Raw genomic sequence first — 19,981 nt, 5'->3', positions numbered from 1 at the left:
TTTGGCGGACGGGCGGCGGCCCGTCGATTACGCGCGAGGTAATGCGGTGGCGTTGCCCGGCGCAGGTCCGCGAGACTGCCCACGTGGAAGAAGATCCGAACGACGCGTGGCACGCCAAACCAGGACCAGCGGATCCGGTCCTGGTCCGCGCCGTGCTCACGGCGGCCCGGAGCGAGGCGCCGGCGGAAGCCCTGGAAGAGGTGGCCACGGACGCGTACGAGGCCGGCGTCACGCCGCTTGGGATGATGCGAGCCTGCTACGAAGCCCAGGACACGATCGTCGCCGGCGCCCCGGAGGGCAGCGATGACCCGGCTTACGATGCCGTCCTCGATCTCATGGACCGCCTCACCGGCTTCTGCCCGCCGGGTGCGAAGCTCGAGCCATTACCCCCGAAGTAATGGCAGGCACCCCGTGATCGCCGTAGCGTCGCTCGCGTGACGACCACAGTGCAGGCGGCCGCTCGGCAGCGGCCCGTCGGGCAGCTGCTCCGGGAATGGCGTGACCGGCGCCGGATCAGCCAGCTCGATCTCGCCATCTCCGCCGACATCTCCACCCGGCACCTCAGCTTCGTCGAGACCGGCCGCTCGCAGCCCAGCCGGGACATGGTGCTGCGGCTCGGCGAGCACCTCGACGTCCCGCTGCGCGAACGCAACCGGCTGCTGCTCGCCGCCGGGTACGCGCCCGCCTACACCGAAAACGCGCTGGGGGACCCGGACATGGACGCCGTCCGCCGGGCCGTCCGGCAGCTGCTCGCGAGCCACGAGCCCTACCCGGCCGCCGTCGTCGACCGGAACTGGGACCTCGTCGACGCCAACGCCGCCGTCGGCCTGTTCGTCGCCGGCATCCCGGCCGAGCTGACCACCAACGTCCTGCGCGCGACCCTGCACCCCGACGGCATGGCCCCGCACGTGCTCAACCTGGGGGAGTGGCGCGCCCACCTGCTCGGCCGGCTCCGCCGCCAGGCCGGGCAGACCGGCGACCCCGGCCTGGCCGAGCTCCTCGCCGAGCTGCGCGGCTACCCGTGCGACCAGCCGGTGCCCGAGGTGGAGGTCCCTGGACCGGGTGACATCTTCGTCCCCCTGAAGTTCCGCCACGAGGGCACCGACCTGACGTTCTTCAGCACGGTGGCCACGTTCGGCACGCCCTTGGACGTCACCGTCGCGGAACTGGTCATCGAGTCGTTCTTCCCGGCCGACCCGGCGACGGCCGCATACCTGCGCGAGCGGGCCGCGTCGGTGGAATGATGGGGAACACCCGCGCAGCATCCGACGTGAGGATCACCGGTAGATGGCCGTCCCGCCTTCGCTCGCCCTGTCCGACGGAGTCCGCATCCCCCAGCTGCTGTTCGGTGTCACGGGGCTGACCCCGGCCGAAACCGGCCGCGCCGTCCGCATCGCCCTCGACGTCGGCTACCGCGGCTTCGACACCGCGCCGGGGACCGAGGCGGCGGTCGGCGCCGCGCTCGCCGGCACGCCCCGGGACGAGCTGTTCGTCAGCTTCAAGGTGCCCGCGCAGGGCTACGACGCCGCCCGCCGCGCCGCCGACCAGGCGCTGACCGCGCTCGGGGCCGAGCGGGCCGACCTGTGCCTGCTGGACGGCACGAAAGGCGCGTTCACCGACACCTGGCGCGCTCTCAGCCGGCTGCGGGCCGACGGCCGCGTGCGCGCGGTGGGCGTCGCCGGCTTCGGCGTCGCGGAACTGCGCCGGCTGATCGACGCCACCGGCGCGGTCCCGGTGCTGAACCAGGTCGAGCTGCACCCGTGGCTGCAGCAGCTCCCGCTGCGCGAGTTCCACACCGAACGCGGAATCGTGACCGCTGCGTCGAGCCCGGCCGCCAACGCCGGCCTGCTGGCCGACGAGACCGTCACCGCCCTCGCGGCGAAGTACGGCAAGACCCCGGCCCAGATCGTGCTGCGGTGGCATCTGCAGGCCGGCACGGTCGCCGTGGCGGCCTCGGCCACCACGACCCGCACCCGCGAGAACTACGGGATCTTCGACTTCGAGCTGGCCGACGACGACCTCGCCGTGGTGGCCGAGCTCGACAACGGCACGCGCGTCTAGGACTTGATCCCGGCGGCGGCGAAGTCGGCCTGCTGGGCAGGCTGTTCCAGGTACTCGCGGAAGGTCTGGGCCGCGCGCAGGACGGTGTCGTCGATGCCGTTCCCGGTGAGCCCGACGAACGGGTAGTCCGCCGAGCGCGCGTTGGCCACCGACTGGGCGGGGGAGCCGATCATCTCGGGCTTCTTCGTGGTCAGCTCGCTGACCCAGTACGACGACTCGGGCAGCCACGCGGCCGGGAGCCCGCCGATGGAGTCCAGGTTGGCCCGGCCGACCAGCGCGTCCAGGACCTGCGAAGACGCCTTGGCGTCGATCGTCACGTGCACGCACTGGCCGTGGACCACGGTCGCGGCCTGGTTCCAGCGGTCGGCGGCGGCGGTCAGCGGCTTCTGCACGCTCGGCGTGACGACGATCCGCATCTGGGACGTGCCGCCGGAGCAGCTGGCGGCCTGCGCCTCGGCGCGGCTGTTGAGCTCGCTGTCGGCCCAGTTCCAGCCGATCACGCCGAGCCCGATGAGGGCGGCGAGCACGGCACAGGCGATCGGCCAGCCGGCGATCCGCCGCCGCGGCGCCTTCTTGCCGACGATCCGGTGCGACCCGGTGGCCTCGCCCTTCCCGGCGATCCGGTGCGACCCCGTGGTTTCGCTCTTGCCGTCGGTGCGGTGCGGACCCGTGGTTTCGCTCTTGCCCTCGGTCCGGTGCGGGCCGGTGGTGTCGCGCTTGGGCGCGCGCCGGGTGGCCGGCTCGCCGGCGTCGTCGCGGCGGCGCCGGCGCGGGGTGCTTTCGGCGGCGGGGTCGGGGCGGTCGAGGGTGCGGCTCTCGCCGCGGCCGGCGGCCCGGAAGGCGCCGGAGTTCTCGCTGCGGGCCGTGATCGGGTAGTTGCCGGAGGCTTCGCCGTGCCGGGTGATGACCTCGGTCCGCTCGGCGGCGGTTTCGTCGCGCCGGGCGACCGGGAAGGAACCGGAGGCTTCCCCGCGCCGGCCGGCCCGGCGGCCGGTGACGGGGTAGGCGCCGGAGGTCTCGCCGCGGCCGGCGACGGGGTGGGGGCCGGACGCCTCGCCGCGACGAGCGGTGGGGTGCGGTCCGGTGGCTTCGGCGCGCCCGGTGACGGGGTACGAACCCGAAGCTTCACCACGCCCCGCGGCAGGGTGCGGTCCAGTGGTTTCACCGCGTCCGGCGGCGGGGTACGAGCCGGAAGCTTCACCGCCGCCGGAGACGAAGTAACCGGACGACTCGCCGCGGGGCGTGCCGCGGCCGGCGATCCCGAAGGCGTCGGAGATGGAGCTGCGCTTCTTCGACGGTCCCTGGCCCGCGACCGGGTAGGCGCCGGAGGCCTCGCCACGGCGGGCGTCGCCGGGGTGGCGGCGCGGCTGTCCCGCGGCGGGGGGCGTGCCGGCACGGTCCTGAGGGTGCGGCACGGGCTCGTCGTCCCGGGTGTGTCGCCCCATCGTCGTCCTTTCGGGGTGAGCGCATGTCAAGCACGCGCTGCGATGCAATGAAACCGTTATCACCCTAACAGGTGAGTATCAGTGAGAGAATAATCTGACTCACAGTGGAGCTTGCTCAGGGTGCTGCTCTGACCAGGCGATGGCAGTGCGCGATCAGCCGAGCACGCAGCGGTGCGGCCCGCCGGGCGAACCCGGCCTGCGCCCGGGCGTATTCGGCGCGGCCCTCGGCCGTCTCGATCCGCACCGGCGGGTAGCCGAGCGCGGCCAGGTCGTACGGGCTTGCCCGCATGTCCAGCGTCCGGATCTCCACGGCCAGCTCGAAGCAGTCCGCCACCAGCTCCGCGGGTACGAACGGATCGAGCTTGTACGCCCATTTGAACAGATCCATGTTCGCGTGCAGGCACCCCGGCTGCTCGAGTGCGACCTGCGTCTCCCGGGACGGCGTCAGCTCGTTGCGCGGCCGCGCGTCCGCGGTGAAGAACCGGAACGCGTCGAAGTGCCCGCAGCGGACGTCCAGCGCCTCCACGACGGCGTCGGTGCCCGCCGACCCGAGCCGCAGCGGGACCTGGTTGTGCCGGACGGAGTCGGCCGGCTCGCGGTAGACCATGGCCCACTCGTGCAGGCCGAAGCAGCTCAGCCGCGGCGCGCGCGACGCCGTCGCGGACAGCAGGCCGAGGACGAACTCGGCGGTCCGCGCCCTGCCCTCGGTGAAACCGGTGGGATCCAGCAGGACGCCGTCGGCCGTCGAGACGTACCCCTTGCGGTCCAGGAAGCGCCGCGCCGCGGGCCCGGCGAGCGCGACGCCGGGCCCGGGCTGCCACCGCTCCAGGTGCGACGGCCGGTACGAGTAGTAGGTGAACAGGAAGTCCAGCACCGGGTGCTTCTCGCCGCGCGAGCGCCGGTCCTGATGCGGGCCGGTCCACCGCCGCATCCGCTCGACGTGCGCCGCCTCCCGGGCCAGCCAGTCCGGTTCGGCGAGCACCTCGACACCCGTCATGCGCCGACGTGGGTTCCGTCGCGCACGGTGCCCACGTACTCCTCGACGAGGTCCTCCAGCGCGACGACGCCGACGGCGTTGCCGCCCGTGTCGAGCGCCCGTGCCAGGTGGCTGCCTTCCTTGCGCATGGCGGAAAGCGCGACGTCGAGCCGGGCGTCGGCGCGCAGCTCGGTGAGCGGGCGTGTCTTCGCGTCGGGCACGATCGTCGCCGGGTCGTGGCCGGCCAGGTCGAGGACGTCCTTCACGTGGATGTAGCCGGTCAGGCGGCCGTCGTCGGTGCACACCGGGAACCGCGAGAAGCCGGTCGAGGAGACCGCGCGCTCGACGTCGCCGACGGTCGGCCCGCACGGCAGCGTGGTCAGCTCGGCCGTCGGCACCAGCACGTCGGCCACCGTCTTCTGCACCGACGACAGCGTCTGGGTGAGCCGCCGGTGCTCGGACTGGTCGATCAGGCCCTCGCGGCGCGACTCGCTGAGCAGCTCGGCCAGCTCGTCGGACGTGTAGGCCGTCTCCAGCTCGTCCTTCGGCTCGACCTTCACCGCACGCAGCAGCGAGTTCGCGACGAAGTTCAGCAGCCAGATGAACGGGTTGGCGACCTTGACCCACCCGACGTGCACCGGCACCAGCCACAGCGCGAGCCGCTCGGGCTCGGCGATCGCGAGGTTCTTCGGCACCATCTCGCCGATCAGGACGTGCAGGACGGTGATGAACGCCAGCGCGATGGCGAACGAGATCGGGTGCAGCAGCGCTTCGGGCAGGCCCAGCAGGTCGAAGAACGCCGACAGCCGGTGCGCGACCGCGGGCTCGCCGAGGCGGCCGAGCAGCAGCGAGCAGATGGTGATGCCCAGCTGCGCGCCGGCGAGCATCAGCGACACGTGCTTGCTCGCGTTGATGACGATCTTCGCGCGCGTCTTGCCCTGCTCCAGCAGGGCTTCGAGCCGGTCTCGACGGGAGGAGATCAGGGTGAATTCCGCGCCGACGAAGAAGGCGTTCGTCAGCAGCAGGACCACGACGAGGGCGATGTTCAGCCAGTCGCTCACGAGGCCACCTCCGCCCGTTCTCCGGCGCGGACGGGGGCCACTTCGACCTCGGCGATCCGGCGCTTGTCCATCGTGGTCACGGTGAGCCGCCAGCCGTCGACCTCGGCGGCGTCCCCCTCGGCGGGGATCTTGCCCAGCCGTTCGAGGATCAGCCCGGCGATGGTTTCGTAGTCTCCGTCGGGCATCCGGAACCCGGTGACGTCGGTGACCTCGTCGGCGCGCAGCTGCCCGGACACCAGCCAGCTGTCGGTGCCGACCTGCTGCGAGGCCGGGCCTTCGTGGTCGTCGTGCTCGTCGCGGACGTCGCCGATGATTTCTTCGACGACGTCCTCCAGGGTGACCAGCCCGGCGGTGCCGCCGTATTCGTCGACGACGATGGCGAGCTGGAAGCGGGAGTCGCGCAGCCGGTTGAGCAGGTCGTCGCCGGGCAGCGACTCGGGCACGGTCGGCACCGGCCGCATGACCGAGCCGATCGGTACGGCGGCCCGATCGGCGGCGGGCACGGCGAAGGCCTGCTTGACGTGCACGGCGCCGCGGACGTCGTCGAGGTCCTCGGCGTGCACCGGGAACCGCGAGAACCCGGTGCGGCGCGAGATGTCGATGAGGTCCTCGATGGTGTCGTCGATCGAGAGCGACTCGAGCTGCACGCGCGGGGTCATGAGCTCCTCGGCGGTGCGCTCGCCGAAGCGCAGCGAGCGGTCGAGGAGTTCGGCGGTCGAGGTGTCGAGCGTGCCGCTTTCGGCGCTGGACCGCACGATCGAGCCGAGCTCCTGCGGCGAGCGCGCCGACCGCAGCTCTTCCTGGGGCTCGACGCCGAACTTGCGCACGAGGAAGTTCGCGCTGTTGTTCATGAGCGTGATGAGCCACCGGAAGAGGGCGGAGAACCGCGAGTGGTACCCGGCGACGGCCCGCGCGGTCGGCAGCGGCCGCGCGATGGCGAGGTTCTTCGGCACCATTTCGCCGAGGATCATCGACAGCGAGGTGGCGATGACCAGGGCGAGCACGATCGACGCGCCGGCGGCGAACCCCTCGGGGAGCCCGACGCCGGTCAGCAGCGGCCGGACGAGCTCGCCGATCAGCGGCTCGGCCAGGTAGCCGGTGATCAGCGTGGTGAGGGTGATCGCGACCTGGGCGCCGGAGAGCTGGAAGGACAGCGTCCGGTGGGCCTTCTGCACGGTCAGGGCGCGGCGGTCGCCGACCTGTCGCACGTTGGCCTCGACGGTGCTGCGTTCCAGCGCGGTCAGCGAGAACTCCGCGGCGACGGCCAACCCGGTGCCGACGGTCAGCAGCACGAAGAGGAGGACGCCGAGCACGGCGAAGAGGATTTGGATCATTCCGCACCCGCCCGGTCGGCGGGGGATGAACCTATCGGACAGCCGGGTCGGTCACCCGGCTCGGTACTGTCACCAGGTGACTGCGCTGCGCGCACGAAACGGTCACTCCTAGTAGGAAATCGGCGTGTACTGCGACGATGCGGACAAGTTTAACGTGTCGGCGGCGAGTGTCGCGGGGATATGGGTGTGTCGGCGCGCTCATCTTGCCGGGTGGTTCAGGCGGGCTGCCGCCCGAGCAGGGCGACGAGCCGCGCGGTCGGCCCGGCGTCGCGGCCCACCGGCACCGGTGGGTCGAAGATCCCCAGCCCCTGCCACTCGTCCACCCACGGCCGCACGATGTCGAGGAGGCCCTCGGCCAACGCCTCGGTCACCGGGCACGGGAGGCCGAGCGCCGTCGCCAGGTCCCACGCGTGGACCGCCGCGTCGATCGTCATCTGCCAGCCGTACTCGCGGGCCGGGACCAGGCCCGCCGACACGTGCACCGCGCGTTCGAGCACACCGTCGTCGAGGAAGGCCTCGCGAGCGGCCTCGGCAGCCGCGTCCCAGGCGGCCACCGGGTCGTCTCCGAGGACGTCGCCGTCGAAGCGGTCGCCCACGTCGTCCAAAGTGGCCCCCGCGAGCAGGGACGGTGCCCACAGCTGCTCGGCCACGAGGTGGTTCACGAGGTCGCGGACCGTCCACTCGGTACAGGGCGTCCGGCGGTCCCAGCCGCCGGCGCCGGCCGCGTGCACCGCGTCGCCGAAGGCCCGCAACGCCTGGCCGTGCGCCTCGAGGAGATCCACGCGGGCCATTGGACCACGGGGTGATCAGGCGGTGCCCGGCCGGTGCCGCCGCACCGTCTCCTCGACGAGGTCGAGCACCGGCCCGAGCCCGGCCGCGGGCAGCCCCATGGCCAGGTGCGAGACGAGTCCTTCGAGGACGAGTTCGAGGAACGCGGTGAGCACGTCGACGTCGACGTCGTCGCGCAGGTTACCGGCCTCCCGCTGGCGCAGCAGGCGCAGCCGGGTGGCGGTGGTGAGCTGCTCGGACCGTTCCGCCCAGCGGGCGCGGAACTCGGGGTCGGTGCGCAGCCGCCGGCTCACCTCCAGGCGCGTCCCGAGCCAGTCGGCCGGGTGGTCGCCCCCGGCGAGCAGGTCGCGCATGACCTGGACCAGGCCCTGCTCGGCGACGACGTCGGCCATCCGGATGGCGTCGTCCTCGGCGAGGGCGAGGAAGAGCGACTCCTTGTCGCGGAAGTGGTGGAAGATGGCCCCGCGCGACAGCCCGGTGGCTTCCTCCAGGCGCCGGACTGTGGCACCTTCATAGCCGTAGCGCGCGAAGCAGACGCGCGAGCCGTCGAGGATCTGGCGCCGGCGTGCGTCGAGGTGATCCTGGCTTACGCGTGGCATCCTGAAATCCTGGCACCGAGGACCGGGATTTCGCAATCCGTACGTACGTACTGTGACCCGGAGTGCCCGGGAACCGAACCCGAACCCCCATCGTCGGAACGTTGCGGCGATTCGCTGACACGGCGTGAGACAGTTGGCTAATCTTTGCACCATCACGGTGGGTGAACTGAGGGGAAGGTGCGCGGCGTGATCATCGGTGAGGCCGGGCAGGCGGTCCAGGCGGTCTGGGGAGACCTCCTGGGCAACAGCGGTCACGTCTACGGCGGCGGTGGCAAGGGTGGCCAGTTCAAGATGGACCCCGAGGAGCTCGCCTCGGTGATCGGTCTCTGGGAAGACGAGCTGGACAAGATCGTCGAAGACGGCCGCACGATCGAAACGATGAGTGCCACGGCGGTCCCTCCCGGGCAGGATCCGGTCAGCGGAACCTTCGTGTCGACGGCCCGCGACTCGATCGCGTCCCTGCAGCAGCAGAACGAGTCCATGCTCAAATACGTGCAGAGCTACATCAAGAAGCTCAAGGCCGCGCAGCAGAAGACCGTCGTGACGGACGAGAGCATGTCCGAGACCTTCAGGCAGGCGACGTGATCTTGGGCAAGACGACCCGGGCGAGCGTTCTTGCCGGGGCGTTCTTCGTGGGCTCGGCGCTCGTGAGTGGCTGCACCTCGACCACCCCGGGCACGGCCACGCCGGCCGCGTCTTCGCCGGGTGCGTCTTCGCAGGCCCCAGCGGACGCGAACGTTCCGAAGGTCGCCACACCGCTGAACGCGTCGAAGTACGAGAACGATCCGTGCGGTCTCGTTCCCAAGGACGAGCTGTCCCGGCTGAAGTTCACGGATCCGGGCGAGCCGCGCCTGAACGACGGCAGCGTCGAGAACGAGGCCGGACCCAACTGCGGCTGGAAGATCAAGGGCGAGGGGATAAGCCTGCTGGTCATCCTCGGCACCGGGAACCGCAACCGTGGAGGCGGGGGCCTGGCCGGGATTCAGGCCAACTACGAACGCCCCAATGGCGTGACCAAGTTCCTCGAGCGCGCGCCCGATGTCGAGGGATACCCCGCGATTTACGAGGACACGCGGGACCGGCGGCCGAACGGGTTCTGCAGCATGGCGATCGGCATCGCCGACGATCTGGCGGTTCACGTGGTCGCCGGAGGCTACGAGGGGCAACAGGATTCCTGCGACGCGGCGCAAGGCGCCGCGGCGGGAATCGTCAGAACACTCAAGGGGGCTTGACGAGTGGACGGCAAGCAGATCTACGACAACTTCAAACAGGGCGACACCGACGGGCTCCGGCGAACGTCGGAGTCGGTGAACAAGCTCTCCGAGGCCTACCAGGCGCGGGCGGAGGGCATCAAGGCACTGCAGAACCGGATGTTGAACGCCTGGACGGGCGACGCCGCCGACGCCGCCAACGCGGGGGCGGGTCCGCTCGAGCTGGCGTTCGCCGAGACCGCTCTGCCGCTCGACGAGACGAAGTTTTCCGTCGACACCCAGGCGGCCGTCTTCGACCAGTCCGGCAACACCGTCGTCGAGGTGCCGCCGAAGCCCGACAAGCCGAGCCCGTGGAGCGTCGGTCTCAAAGCCGCCATCCCGATCGCCGGGCCGTTCATGGCCAAGGACGACATCGACTCCTACCAGGAGGGGATGGCCAGGTACAACGCGGCGAACGAGACCAACGTCCGCGTGATGGACCAGTACAGCAGGGCCACCGACGGCACGACGGCGACGATGCCCACGAACTACGGCGTCCTCGAGGAGGACGGCGCGTCCATCGCCGTCAACACCCCGCCGCCGCCCCCGCCGATCCGGCCCTTGATCATCGACGAGCACGAGCTGAAGCCGAATCCGCCCGGTGGGGACGACGACCACACCTCGACCACCAGCGTCGACACCACGCACACCGGGGGGACCGACCGGCCCGGCGGGACCGACAAACCCGTCGGCACGGACAGGCCCGTCGGCACCGGCCGTCCCGTCGGCACCGACAAGCCGATCGGCATCGTCGAGCCTCCCTGGTTCCGTCCGCAGCTGCCCGGCGACGAGACCCACACGACCGGCACCGGCCGTCCCGTGCCGACGCGGCCCGTCCTCGACCGGCCGGGCGACACGACGCCGAACGTCGACGGGGTCAACTACTACCCGACCAACACCGGCGGGGGCGGCGGCCAAAACTACTCGAACACCTTCGGCAACGACCCCAACGCGCCCGGGCGCGGCCCGACGAGCGGCAACGCCGGCAGCCGGCTGCTGGACTCCAACGGCCGGCCGATCAGCGGCGGCGGCAGCGGTGCCGGCGGCAGCGGCAGCGGTGCGGCGGGGGAGCGCGGTCTCGGCAGCGGGCGCGGCTCCGGTATGGGCAACCTCGGCAACGCGGCCGCCGCGGAGGCCGCCGCCGCGCGGTCGGCGGCCGGGCGCTCCGGGCAGATGGGGCCGATGGGCCCCGGCGGCCGGCGGGGCGAGGGTGAGGAAGATGATGAGCACCAGCGGCCGGACTTCCTGATCGAAGCGGACCCGGACGCGATCTTCGGCACCGACCAGCGGACCAGTCCGCCGGTCATCGGCGAGTAGAGCGAGTAGGCGGGTGGACGTGGCAACAGGCCGGGTGGACGTTCCGGTCGAGGCGCTGGCCGCACTGGCCGAGCGCGAGCAGGTCGGTCAGCTGCACCTCACGCTCCGCCCGGAGCCGTTGTGGCTCTCGGACGAGGAGCGCGCCGAGGCCGACAAGCGGGTCGACGCCGCGTTGGCCGACGCCGGGCTGGTCGACGCGCGCGGCCGGGCCGCCGTCGACTTCCTCGACTGGCTCCCGCTGCTGGTCAACCCCGCGCGGGAGTGCTACGGCTGGGTCGGGGTGGACGGCCGGACCTACGGCGTGCTCGCCGCCGCGAAAGGCCTCCAGGCGGTCCTCGCCGTCTCCGACGGCACGCACGTGGGCGTCCAGGAGATCGACCGGAACCGGCTCGCCGAGTCGCTCGTCGAGCAGCTGCCGCCGCTGGGAGCCGGCGGCGGCCAGCGGCGCACCGTCCGGGTGGCGGACCTGGCCGAGGCGGCCCGCCGCGGTCAGGACGCCTACCCGCTCGACCCGGCCATCGCCGACGTCGTCAGCCTGGTGCAACGGCCGGTCTCGGGCAGCGGCGAGCTGTACGTCGGACGCCGCGACGAGGTCGGCCGCCACACCTGCCTCCAGCAGCCGCTGCACTACGCCGACACGGACTGGGGCCGCTACCTCAGCTACACCTCGGGCGCGGGCGACGACGCCGTCATCCACATCGGCCCGGCGGGCCCGCGCGAACTGGCCGACACGCTTGCGGAGCTGGCCGGCGCCCTGGTCTGAAGCGGATAATCCCGCGCGTCGAGTCGCGTTCGCCGCTAATGTGACAGCGCTGTTGTATTCCGGGTGGAAGGACGCGCTGATGCTGTACCCCGAGATCGAGCCGTACGAGCACGGCCTGCTCGACGTCGGCGACGGGCACGAGATCTACTGGGAGACCTGCGGGAACCCGGACGGGAAACCGGCGCTCGTCGTGCACGGCGGCCCGGGCACCGGCTGTTCGGCGAACCTGCGCCGCTACTTCGACCCGGCGCGCTACCGGGTCGTGCTGGTCGACCAGCGCGGCTGCGGGCGCAGCACCCCGCACGCCGGCGCCCCGGTGGCCGACCTGTCCGCCAACACCACCGACCACCTCGTCGCGGACTTCGAGCTGCTCCGCACCCGGCTCGGCATCGAGAAGTGGCTGCTGTTCGGCGGTTCCTGGGGGTCGGTGCTGAGCCTGACGTACGCCCTGCGCCACACCGAGCGGGTCAGCGAAATGGTCCTGATGGGACTCGCGACCGACCGGTTCATCGAAATCGAGATGCTCATCCGCGGGCTCGGCGCGTACTTCCCGGAGGCCTTCGAGAAGTTCCGCCAGGGCGTACCGGAGAGCGAGCGGGACGGCGACCTGTCCGCCGCCTACCACCGGCTGCTGATGGATCCCGACCCGGCGGTCCACCGCAAGGCGGCCGACGACTGGTGCGCGTGGGAGGACGCGATGCTCCCGGGCGTGCCCCCGTACAAGGCCTTCGCGGACCCGGCCTTCCAGCTCTGCTTCGCCCGGCTGGTCACGCACTACTTCAGCAACCGGGCCTTCCTGCCCGACGGCGAGATCCTCGGCAACCTCGGCAAGCTCGCCGGGATCCCCGCCGTGCTGGCCCAGGGCGTGCTCGACACGAGCAACATCGTCGGCACGCCGTGGCTGCTGCACCACGGCTGGCCGGGTAGCGAACTGGTCATGCTCGACGACATCGGGCACTCGACGCAGGACGCCCCGATGCAGGACGTGCTCGTCGGCGCGACCGACCGCTTCGCTCGCTAACCCGGTCGTGAGTGGGAAACAGGGTTAGAACACTGTTTCCCACTCACGACCGGCCGCGGCAGACCTCTTACGGGATGAGCAGCGCCGGCTCACCCTCCGGCGCGAGCGCCGCCTCGGCGCGCTGGGTCCGGTTGGCCTCGGCCAGCTTCAGCCCGGTGATGCGCAGCGGCAGCCGGTCCAGGTTCCACTCGGTCAGCAGCAGCGCCACCTTCGACTGCATCTCGGTGCGCAGCCGCAGGAACGAGTCGGCCGGGTCCGCGCCGACCTCGCCCAGCAGCAGCCACCACGCCCAGGCCGCCGCGCCCGCGTTGGCGACGAAGTCCGGCACGACCGCGACGCCACGGGCCGAGAGCGCGGCCTCCGCTTCCGGCGTCGTGGCCGCGTTGGCCGCTTCGACGACGACCGCGGCCTTGACCAGGTTCTCGTTGTCCGGCCGCAGCGCGTAGGAGATCGCGGCCGGCACGAAGATGTCCGCGTCGATGCCGACGATCGTCTCGCGCGGCAGCGAGCGGACCCCGGCGGGCAGCCGGGTCCGGTCCACCTCGCCGAAGCGGTCGCGCAGCTCGAGCAACGCCGGCACGTCGAGCCCCGCAGGGTCGTAGAGCGTCCCCGCGGCGTCGGCCACCGCGACCACCTTCATCCCGGCTTCGTGCAGGTACCAGGCCGCGCCGCCGCCCATGGTGCCGATGCCCTGGATCGCCACGGTCGTCGCGCGGACGTCCCAGTCCCACGCCGCCGCGACGCCGAGGCAGGCCTGCGCCACGCCGTAGCCGCCGACGACGTCGCCGAGCAGCAGCCCGCCGGGCACCGGCGCGTTGAGCCCCGCCTGGACGCGGCGCAGGGTGCGCGCCGGGTCGGCCGAACGGCCGATCGCCGCGTGGTACGACTGCTCCAGCCCGAGCTCGGCGAACACCTCGTCGATCAGGTGCTGGGGCACGCCGAGGTCCTCGGCGGTCACCCAGTGCGCGTCCAGCCACGGCCGCAGGAACGCGCAGAACCGCTTCAGCACGCCGAACGCCCGCGGGTCCTTCGGGTCGAAGTCGATGCCGCCCTTCGCCCCGCCGACCGGCAGGTTGAAGGTCGCGGTCTTGTTGGCCATGCCCCGGGCGAGGTCCTCGACCTCGCTCATCGTGCAGCCCGCCCGCATCCGGGTGCCACCGGTGGCGACGCCGGAGACCAGGCTGTGCACGACCAGGTAGCCGTGCGCGCCGGTGACGGGATCGGTCCACGTGAGCCGCATCAGCGGCTCGGCGTTGCGCGGGGTCATCAGGGCCACTCACCTCCAGGGAAGTCCGGGGCGGCCCGTCGTGACCGCCTCCCCCGAGCGTGCGCCCCGGACCGCCCACGCGTCCATTTAACGAACCTGCACGATCTCGTTTAGGTTTGGTGTATGGAGCTTTCGTTGCACCGCTTGCGGATGCTGCGCGAGCTGCACCGCCGGGGCACGGTGACGGCGGCAGCCGCTTCGCTGCACTACACCGCTTCGGCGGTATCGCAGCAGCTCGCGCAGCTGGAGCGCGACGTCGGCGCGAAGCTGTTCGAACGGCTCGGCCGGCGCGTCCAGTTGACGGAGCTGGGCAACCTCCTCACGGAGCACGCCGAGGAGATCCTCGGCTCGGTCGAACGGGCGACGCTGGCCCTGGAGGAGGCCCAGGAGGCGCGCACGGTCCGGCTGACCGCCGGGGTCTGGGCGTCGGTGGCCTCCGGGCTGCTGCCGACGGCGCTGACCGCGCTGGCCGGCGACCACCCCGGCATCGAGGTGCGCACGCGCGAGCTGGCGCCGGAGGACACCGCGGAGGCGGTCCGCGACGGCACGCTCGACCTGTCGTTCGTGATCGACTACTCGGACGCGCCGACGCCGTGGGACGCCGGCCTGGAACGCGCCGTCGTGGCGGTCGAGCGGCTGCACGCGGCGGTCCCGCGGGGCGCGGTGCCGTCCGGCTCGGCCTCCCTCGACGAGCTCGCCGAGCACCCGTGGATCCTGGCCAGCCCGAAGTCGCACTTCGGCCGGGCGATGCGCACGGCCTGCCAGCGGCACGGTTTCGCGCCGAAGATCAACCACGAGGTCGAAGAGCAGTCCACGGCGATGGCGATGGTGGGCGCCGGTCTGGGCGTCACCCTCGTCTCGGACCTGGGCCTGCGGCTGCTGCGGCCGCCCGGGATCGACGTCGTCGCGCTCACCACACCGCTGCTGCGGACGGTGTCGATCGCCTACCGGCGGACCGCGTTCCGGCGGCCCGCGTTGCACCTGGTGATCGAGGCCGTGCGGGCGTCGGCGGCCTCGCTGGGCCTGGGCACCGAGTCCGCTTTGCCCTGATCCGGCACTTCTTACGGAGTGGTGAACCCGTCTTGCACCGCAAGATCCGGCCTGATTTTGTCGTACCCCGCGTGTAGCGTCCGAAGTCAAGAAGTTCCACCACACGGAACAGGAATGGACATGACAGCGGTGCACCATTTTCCCGAGAAGTCGGGGAGTGCGTCGAACCGTACCGCGCGGGTCCTGGCGGACCGCGCGGCCGGCGAGGCGTACGTCGCATCGGTGTGTTTCAAGCACGGACCACCCCGCCTGACCGGCGTGGAGCTGGAGTTCACCGTGCACCATGCCGACGACCCGGCCAGACCCCTCGATCCCGACGTCCTCGCCGCGGCGCTGGGTCCGCACACCCCGCGGACGCTTCGCCCCGACAGCCCCGCTTCGCCGCTCCCGGCAGGTTCACCAGTGAGCCTCGAGCCCGGGTGCCAGGTCGAAATCTCCGCTCTTCCCCAGGCCTCCCTGCGCGATCTCGACGCAGTCGTCACGGCCGACCTCCACCACCTGCGTGACCGCCTCTCCGGGCACGGCCTCGTGCTGGGCGAAACGGGCATCGACGCCCACCGCGCGCCCCGCCGGGTCCTGCACACCCCGCGCTACGCGGCGATGGAACGGCGGTTCGCGCCGATCGGTCCCGGTGGCATCACGATGATGTGCAGCACCGCGGGTCTGCAGGTCTGCCTCGACGCGGGGGAGCCCGAGCACTACGCGGCCCGGTGGGCGGCGGCCCACGCGATGGGCCCGCCGCTGCTCGCCCTCTTCGCCAATTCCCGCGTCCACGCCGGACGGGACACGGGACACGCCTCCGCCCGCTGGCTCGCGGTGCACGACACGGAGGCGGTCCGCACGCGCACGGCCGGCGTCACCGGCGACGACCCCGCCGGAGCGTGGGCCGAGCGCCTGATGGACACGCCCCTGATGGTGCTGCCCCGCGGCGACCGGCCGTGGGACGCGCCGGAGGGGCTGACCTTCGCCGACTGGATCGAGGGCAAGGGCGCGGCCGCCCTGCTGCCGAAACCGACGGCGGCGGACCTCGACTACCACCTCACGACGATGTTCACGCCGGTCCGGCCCCAGGGCTACCTGGAGATCCGGTACCTCGACGCGCAACCGCCGGACGAGTGGCTCGCGCCGGTGGCGCTGGTCTCGGCGCTGCTCGCCCGGCCGTCCACTGTGGACAAGGTGCGCGCGGTCTGCGCACCGGTCGCGGACCGGTGGACCGAGGCGGCGCGGCGGGGACTGGCCGATGCGGAGCTGGCGGCCGTCGCGGCGGCGCTGGCCGACCTCGGCTGCGCCGAGCTGGGCGTGACGGGGCTGGCGGACGAGTCGATCACCGAGATCAGCGAGAGCGTGCAGGGGCGCGCGTACCGATCGAGGAGCGAAGCATGAGCACGGAAGCACTGGGTGACCTGAGCGCGCAGGACCTGCGTGCCCGGGTGGCCGAAGCACTGACCCGGGCACGGGCGCGCAGCGTGGCGCTGACCGACGCCGTGGACGACGAAGACCTGGTCCGCCAGCACTCCAAGCTGATGTCGCCGCTGGTCTGGGACCTCGCGCACATCGGCGTCCAGGAAGAGCTCTGGCTGGTCCGCGACGTCGGCGGCCGCGAGCCGCTGCGGCCGGACATCGACGACATCTACGACGCGTTCCAGCACGCCCGCGCCGACCGGCCGGAGCTGCCGCTGCTCGGCCCGGCCGAGGCGCGCGCGTACGTCAAGCAGGTCCGCGAGAAGGCGTTCGACGTGCTGGAGCACGCGCCGATGGAGGGGCGGCGGCTGACCGAACAGGCCTTCGCGTTCGGCATGATCACCCAGCACGAGCAGCAGCACGACGAGACGATGCTGGCCACCCACCAGCTGCGCCGGGGCGACCCGGTGCTGCACGCGCCGGAGCCGCCGGCCGCGCGGGCGGGCACGCTGCCCGCCGAGGTGCTGGTGCCGGGCGGCGCGTTCACGATGGGCACGTCGGCCGAGCCGTGGGCGCTGGACAACGAGCGCCCCGCGCACGAGATCGCCGTCGAGGCGTTCTGGATGGACACCGTCCCGGTGACGGGCGGCGCCTACGCGCGGTTCCTCGACAGCGGCGGCTACGACGACGAGCGCTGGTGGAGCCCGGCGGGCTGGGCCTACCGGCGGGACCACGGCATCACCGCGCCGCGGTTCTGGAAGCGCGAGCAGGACGGCTGGTGGCGGACCGCGTTCGGCGTGTACGAGCGCGTTCCCGCCGACGAGCCGGTCGTGCACGTCTCCTATTACGAGGCCGAGGCTTACGCGGCTTGGGCCGGGCGGCGGCTGCCGACCGAGGCGGAGTGGGAGAAGGCCGCGCGCTTCGACCCGGCGACCGGCCGGTCGCGGCGGTTCCCCTGGGGTGACGAGGAACCGTCGGCGGACCACGCCAACCTCGGCCAGCGGCACCTGCGCCCGGCGCCGGCGGGGGCATACCCGGCGGGGGCGTCGCCGACCGGCGTGCACCAGCTGATCGGGGACGTCTGGGAGTGGACGAGCACCGACTTCCACGGCTACCCGGGCTTCGCGCCGTTCCCGTACCGGGAGTACTCGGAGGTCTTCTTCGGACCCGAGTACAAGGTGCTGCGCGGCGGGTCGTTCGGCACCGACTCGGCGGCGATCCGGGGCACGTTCCGCAACTGGGACTACCCGATCCGGCGGCAGATCTTCGCCGGCTTCCGCACCGCCCGCGACGCGGCACCCGGCGAGGTGGGCTAGGCGCATGTGCCGGCACATCGCCTACCTCGGCGAGCCGCTTTCACCCGCCGAGGCGGTCTTCCGCGCGCCGCATTCGCTGCTGGTGCAGTCCTACGCGCCGGCGGACATGCGCGGCGGCGGTTCGGTCAACGCCGACGGGTTCGGGCTGGGGTGGTACCCCGGCCCGGGCTCGGCCCCGCTGCGCCACCGCCGCTCGACTCCACTGTGGACGGACGAGACGCTGCCGCCGCTGGCCGCGGCGGTGACCTCGGGCGCGTTCGTCGCCGCGGTCCGCAACGGCACCACCGGCCTGCCGGTGACCGAAGCGGCCGCGGCGCCGTTCACCGCCGGGCGGTGGCTGTTCAGCCACAACGGCGTCGTCCGCGGCTACCCGGACTCGCTGGCCGAACTCGCCAAGACCCTGCCGGTCACCGAGCTGCTGACGCTGGAGGCACCGACGGACTCGGTGGTGCTCTGGGCGTTGCTGCGCGCCCGGCTCGCCGCGGGCGAGGACCCGCTGACGGCGGTGGCGGAGCTGACCCTCGCCGTCGAAGCGGCCGCGCCCGGTTCCCGGCTCAACTTCCTGCTCACCGACGGCTCGACCCTCGTCGGTACCGCCTGGACGCACGCGCTGTCCGTGCTGGAGACCCCGGCCGGCAGTGTTGTGCCGGGGCTTCGCCCCGGGCCGGGGGCTCCGCCACCCGGAACCCCCGGAAGCAACGTGTGGCTTGCGTCCGAACCCCTGGACGGTGATCCGCGCTGGCGGCCCGTCCCCGACCACCACGCCGTGCGCGCCACCGCCGCCGGCGTCGACCTGCTTCCCCTGACCCAGGAGCGTTCATGACCGAGATCGACCTCGACCACCACCGGTCCGGCGACGCCGTCACCGCGGAACTGCGCGCGGACGTCGTCGCCGGGCTCACGGCCGAGCGCAAGTGGCTGCCGCCCAAGTGGTTCTACGACGCCGAGGGCAGCGAGCTGTTCGAGAAGATCACCCAGCTGCCGGAGTACTACCCGACCCGCAGCGAGCGCGAGGTGCTGGCCGCGCACGCCGGCGACGTCGCGCGGCTGTCCGGCGCGCACACGCTCGTCGAGCTCGGCTCCGGGTCGAGCGAGAAGACCCGCCTGCTGCTCGACGCGCTCACCGGGCACGGCAGCCTGGAAGCGTTCGTCCCGCTCGACGTATCCGAGTCCGCGCTGGCCGACGCCGCCGAAGCGATCTCGAAGGACTACCCGGGACTGACCGTCCGCGGGGTCGTCGGCGACTTCACCCAGCACCTCGACCTGCTGCCCGGCGGCCAGCCGCGGGTGGTGGCGTTCCTCGGCGGCACGATCGGCAACTTCCTCCCCGCCGAACGCGCGACCTTCCTGCGTTCGGTCCGCGACGTGCTCGACGAGGGGGAGTGGCTGCTGCTCGGCACCGACCTCGTGAAGGACCCGGGCATCCTCGAACGCGCCTACGACGACGCCGCGGGTGTCACGGCCGAATTCAACAAGAATGTGCTGCGGGTGATCAACACGCGTTTGGGCGCGAACTTCGACGTCGACGAGTTCGAGCACGTGTCGCACTGGGACGCCCACAACGAGTGGATCGAGATGCGGCTGCGGGCCCGCCGGGCGCTGACCGTCGAGATCCCCGGCGCGGACCTCACGGTGAACTTCACCGAGGGGGAGCACATCCGGACGGAGATCTCGGCCAAGTTCCGGCCCGCCGGCGTCGAGGCGGAGCTGGCCGCGGCCGGGTTCGCGCTGGAGCACTGGTGGACCGACTCCCAGCAGCGGTTCGGGGTGAGCCTGGCAAGATCGGTGCGTGGCTAATCCTCTCCGGGCGCTGGCCCGGGCCCTCGGTACCCGGCCGTGGCTGATGCGCACGGCCGGGGCCGTGGTGTGGGCGGACAAGAAACTGCACCGCGCGTTCGGCGGCCGGGTGAGCCTCGTGGCGCTCGCCGGGCTGCCGTCGCTGCGCCTCACGACGACGGGCCGCAAGAGCGGGCAGCCCCGCAGCACGAACCTCCTGTACTTCCCCCACGGCGACGACCTCGTCCTGACGGCCTCGAACTGGGGCCGCCCGAACGACCCGGCGTGGGCGCTGAACCTGCGCGCGAACCCGAAGGCGGAGGTCGCGCTCAAAGGCCGGCCGCGTGCGGTGGTGGCGCGCGAGCTGCACGGCGAGGAATACGACGCCATGTGGCGGAAGCTGCTCGCGTTCTGGCCGGGGTACCGGATGGAGCAACGCGAGGCGGGCCGGCCGTTACCGGTTTTCGTGCTGACCCCGGTGGCCGGGTAGGTTCCCACCATCCTTTTGGCCGGTGACGGCTTTCACCGGTTTGTGCCAGTCTCTCCGGGGTAACG

21 protein-coding genes are annotated in these 19,981 nt (G+C 72.3%); 14 read left to right on the top strand and 7 right to left on the bottom strand.

Annotation, left to right across the window (positions count from 1 at the left end; genetic code table 11):
* The first annotated feature begins 83 nt into the window (after window positions 1-83).
* From ACERZO_RS15230 to ACERZO_RS15220, 3 genes are read left to right on the top strand one after another with little or no spacing between them, the layout of a single operon-like run.
* The gene (locus ACERZO_RS15230) at window positions 84-398 is read left to right on the top strand and encodes a hypothetical protein (RefSeq protein ID WP_372665276.1); all 315 of its coding nucleotides are present in this window, start codon (window positions 84-86) and stop codon (window positions 396-398) included.
* A 36-nt stretch (window positions 399-434) separates the two neighbouring features.
* Window positions 435-1,244, top strand: coding sequence for a helix-turn-helix domain-containing protein (locus ACERZO_RS15225; protein ID WP_372665275.1), 810 nt, complete (start codon window positions 435-437; stop codon window positions 1,242-1,244).
* Between the two features lie 43 nt (window positions 1,245-1,287).
* Entirely contained in the window at window positions 1,288-2,061 is a 774-nt protein-coding gene (locus tag ACERZO_RS15220) for an aldo/keto reductase (protein WP_372665274.1), read from the top strand.
* Here ACERZO_RS15220 and ACERZO_RS15215 read toward each other — a convergent pair.
* The 6 genes from ACERZO_RS15215 to ACERZO_RS15190 form a co-directional block, all read right to left on the bottom strand.
* Entirely contained in the window at window positions 2,058-3,506 is a 1,449-nt protein-coding gene (locus tag ACERZO_RS15215; RefSeq protein WP_372665273.1) for a hypothetical protein, read from the bottom strand. The genes ACERZO_RS15220 and ACERZO_RS15215 overlap by 4 nt on opposite strands.
* 115 nt (window positions 3,507-3,621) lie before the next feature.
* Window positions 3,622-4,503 (bottom strand): 3-methyladenine DNA glycosylase, encoded by an 882-nt coding sequence (locus ACERZO_RS15210; protein ID WP_372665272.1) that lies wholly within the window; start codon window positions 4,501-4,503, stop codon window positions 3,622-3,624.
* A complete protein-coding gene (locus ACERZO_RS15205) occupies window positions 4,500-5,543 on the bottom strand; it encodes a hemolysin family protein (RefSeq protein WP_372665271.1) in 1,044 nt (347 codons plus the stop codon). Before ACERZO_RS15205 ends, ACERZO_RS15210 begins: the two co-directional genes overlap by 4 nt.
* A complete protein-coding gene (locus tag ACERZO_RS15200; RefSeq protein WP_372665270.1) occupies window positions 5,540-6,877 on the bottom strand; it encodes a hemolysin family protein in 1,338 nt (445 codons plus the stop codon). Before ACERZO_RS15200 ends, ACERZO_RS15205 begins: the two co-directional genes overlap by 4 nt.
* A 215-nt stretch (window positions 6,878-7,092) precedes the next feature.
* A complete protein-coding gene (locus tag ACERZO_RS15195; protein WP_372665269.1) occupies window positions 7,093-7,659 on the bottom strand; it encodes a TIGR03086 family metal-binding protein in 567 nt (188 codons plus the stop codon).
* A 24-nt stretch (window positions 7,660-7,683) separates the two neighbouring features.
* The gene (locus ACERZO_RS15190; RefSeq protein WP_257918778.1) at window positions 7,684-8,265 is read right to left on the bottom strand and encodes a TetR/AcrR family transcriptional regulator; all 582 of its coding nucleotides are present in this window, start codon (window positions 8,263-8,265) and stop codon (window positions 7,684-7,686) included.
* Between the two features lie 186 nt (window positions 8,266-8,451).
* Between ACERZO_RS15190 and ACERZO_RS15185 the strand changes: the two genes are divergently transcribed.
* The 5 genes from ACERZO_RS15185 (at window position 8,452) to pip (ending at window position 12,616) form a co-directional block, all read left to right on the top strand.
* Window positions 8,452-8,850 carry a hypothetical protein gene (locus tag ACERZO_RS15185; RefSeq protein ID WP_372665268.1) on the top strand — a complete coding sequence of 133 codons (399 nt, stop codon included), beginning with the start codon at window positions 8,452-8,454 and terminating at the stop codon, window positions 8,848-8,850.
* Complete coding sequence (locus tag ACERZO_RS15180) at window positions 8,847-9,497, top strand: DUF3558 domain-containing protein (RefSeq protein WP_372665267.1); 651 nt, start codon at window positions 8,847-8,849, stop codon at window positions 9,495-9,497. The genes ACERZO_RS15185 and ACERZO_RS15180 overlap by 4 nt, the downstream gene beginning before the upstream one ends.
* A gap of 3 nt (window positions 9,498-9,500) precedes the next feature.
* On the top strand, window positions 9,501-10,832 hold the full coding sequence (locus ACERZO_RS15175) for a hypothetical protein (protein WP_372665266.1): 1,332 nt from the start codon (window positions 9,501-9,503) through the stop codon (window positions 10,830-10,832).
* 34 nt (window positions 10,833-10,866) lie between these two features.
* Complete coding sequence (locus ACERZO_RS15170; protein WP_372665577.1) at window positions 10,867-11,595, top strand: ESX secretion-associated protein EspG; 729 nt, start codon at window positions 10,867-10,869, stop codon at window positions 11,593-11,595.
* 79 nt (window positions 11,596-11,674) lie between these two features.
* A complete protein-coding gene (gene pip, locus ACERZO_RS15165; protein ID WP_372665265.1) occupies window positions 11,675-12,616 on the top strand; it encodes a prolyl aminopeptidase in 942 nt (313 codons plus the stop codon).
* A 67-nt stretch (window positions 12,617-12,683) separates the two neighbouring features.
* Here the strand turns inward: pip and ACERZO_RS15160 are convergent, their stop codons facing one another.
* Window positions 12,684-13,883, bottom strand: coding sequence for a Glu/Leu/Phe/Val dehydrogenase dimerization domain-containing protein (locus ACERZO_RS15160; protein ID WP_372665264.1), 1,200 nt, complete (start codon window positions 13,881-13,883; stop codon window positions 12,684-12,686).
* A gap of 123 nt (window positions 13,884-14,006) precedes the next feature.
* Between ACERZO_RS15160 and ACERZO_RS15155 the strand changes: the two genes are divergently transcribed.
* The 6 genes from ACERZO_RS15155 to ACERZO_RS15130 all read left to right on the top strand — a co-directional run bounded on the left by ACERZO_RS15155 (window position 14,007) and on the right by ACERZO_RS15130 (window position 19,916).
* Window positions 14,007-14,933, top strand: coding sequence for a LysR family transcriptional regulator (locus ACERZO_RS15155; RefSeq protein ID WP_372665263.1), 927 nt, complete (start codon window positions 14,007-14,009; stop codon window positions 14,931-14,933).
* Between the two features lie 120 nt (window positions 14,934-15,053).
* The gene (locus ACERZO_RS15150; protein WP_372665262.1) at window positions 15,054-16,316 is read left to right on the top strand and encodes a glutamate-cysteine ligase family protein; all 1,263 of its coding nucleotides are present in this window, start codon (window positions 15,054-15,056) and stop codon (window positions 16,314-16,316) included.
* Window positions 16,313-17,650 (top strand): ergothioneine biosynthesis protein EgtB, encoded by a 1,338-nt coding sequence (egtB, locus tag ACERZO_RS15145; protein WP_372665261.1) that lies wholly within the window; start codon window positions 16,313-16,315, stop codon window positions 17,648-17,650. Before ACERZO_RS15150 ends, egtB begins: the two co-directional genes overlap by 4 nt.
* Window positions 17,651-17,654: 4 nt before the next feature.
* Window positions 17,655-18,473, top strand: a complete 819-nt coding sequence (egtC, locus tag ACERZO_RS15140) for an ergothioneine biosynthesis protein EgtC (protein ID WP_372665260.1) — start codon at window positions 17,655-17,657, stop codon at window positions 18,471-18,473.
* Window positions 18,470-19,447, top strand: coding sequence for an L-histidine N(alpha)-methyltransferase (egtD, locus tag ACERZO_RS15135; RefSeq protein WP_372665259.1), 978 nt, complete (start codon window positions 18,470-18,472; stop codon window positions 19,445-19,447). The genes egtC and egtD overlap by 4 nt, the downstream gene beginning before the upstream one ends.
* A gap of 46 nt (window positions 19,448-19,493) precedes the next feature.
* Window positions 19,494-19,916, top strand: coding sequence for a nitroreductase family deazaflavin-dependent oxidoreductase (locus tag ACERZO_RS15130; RefSeq protein ID WP_372665576.1), 423 nt, complete (start codon window positions 19,494-19,496; stop codon window positions 19,914-19,916).
* The last annotated feature ends 65 nt before the right edge of the window (window positions 19,917-19,981 follow it).

The sequence above is a fragment of the Amycolatopsis kentuckyensis genome (assembly GCF_041679295.1).
In the GTDB taxonomy this organism is placed as follows: Bacteria; Actinomycetota; Actinomycetes; order Mycobacteriales; family Pseudonocardiaceae; genus Amycolatopsis; species Amycolatopsis kentuckyensis_A.
The sequence above is the reverse complement of the archived record's forward strand: the minus strand, read 5'-3'. Positions and strand labels throughout refer to the sequence as shown.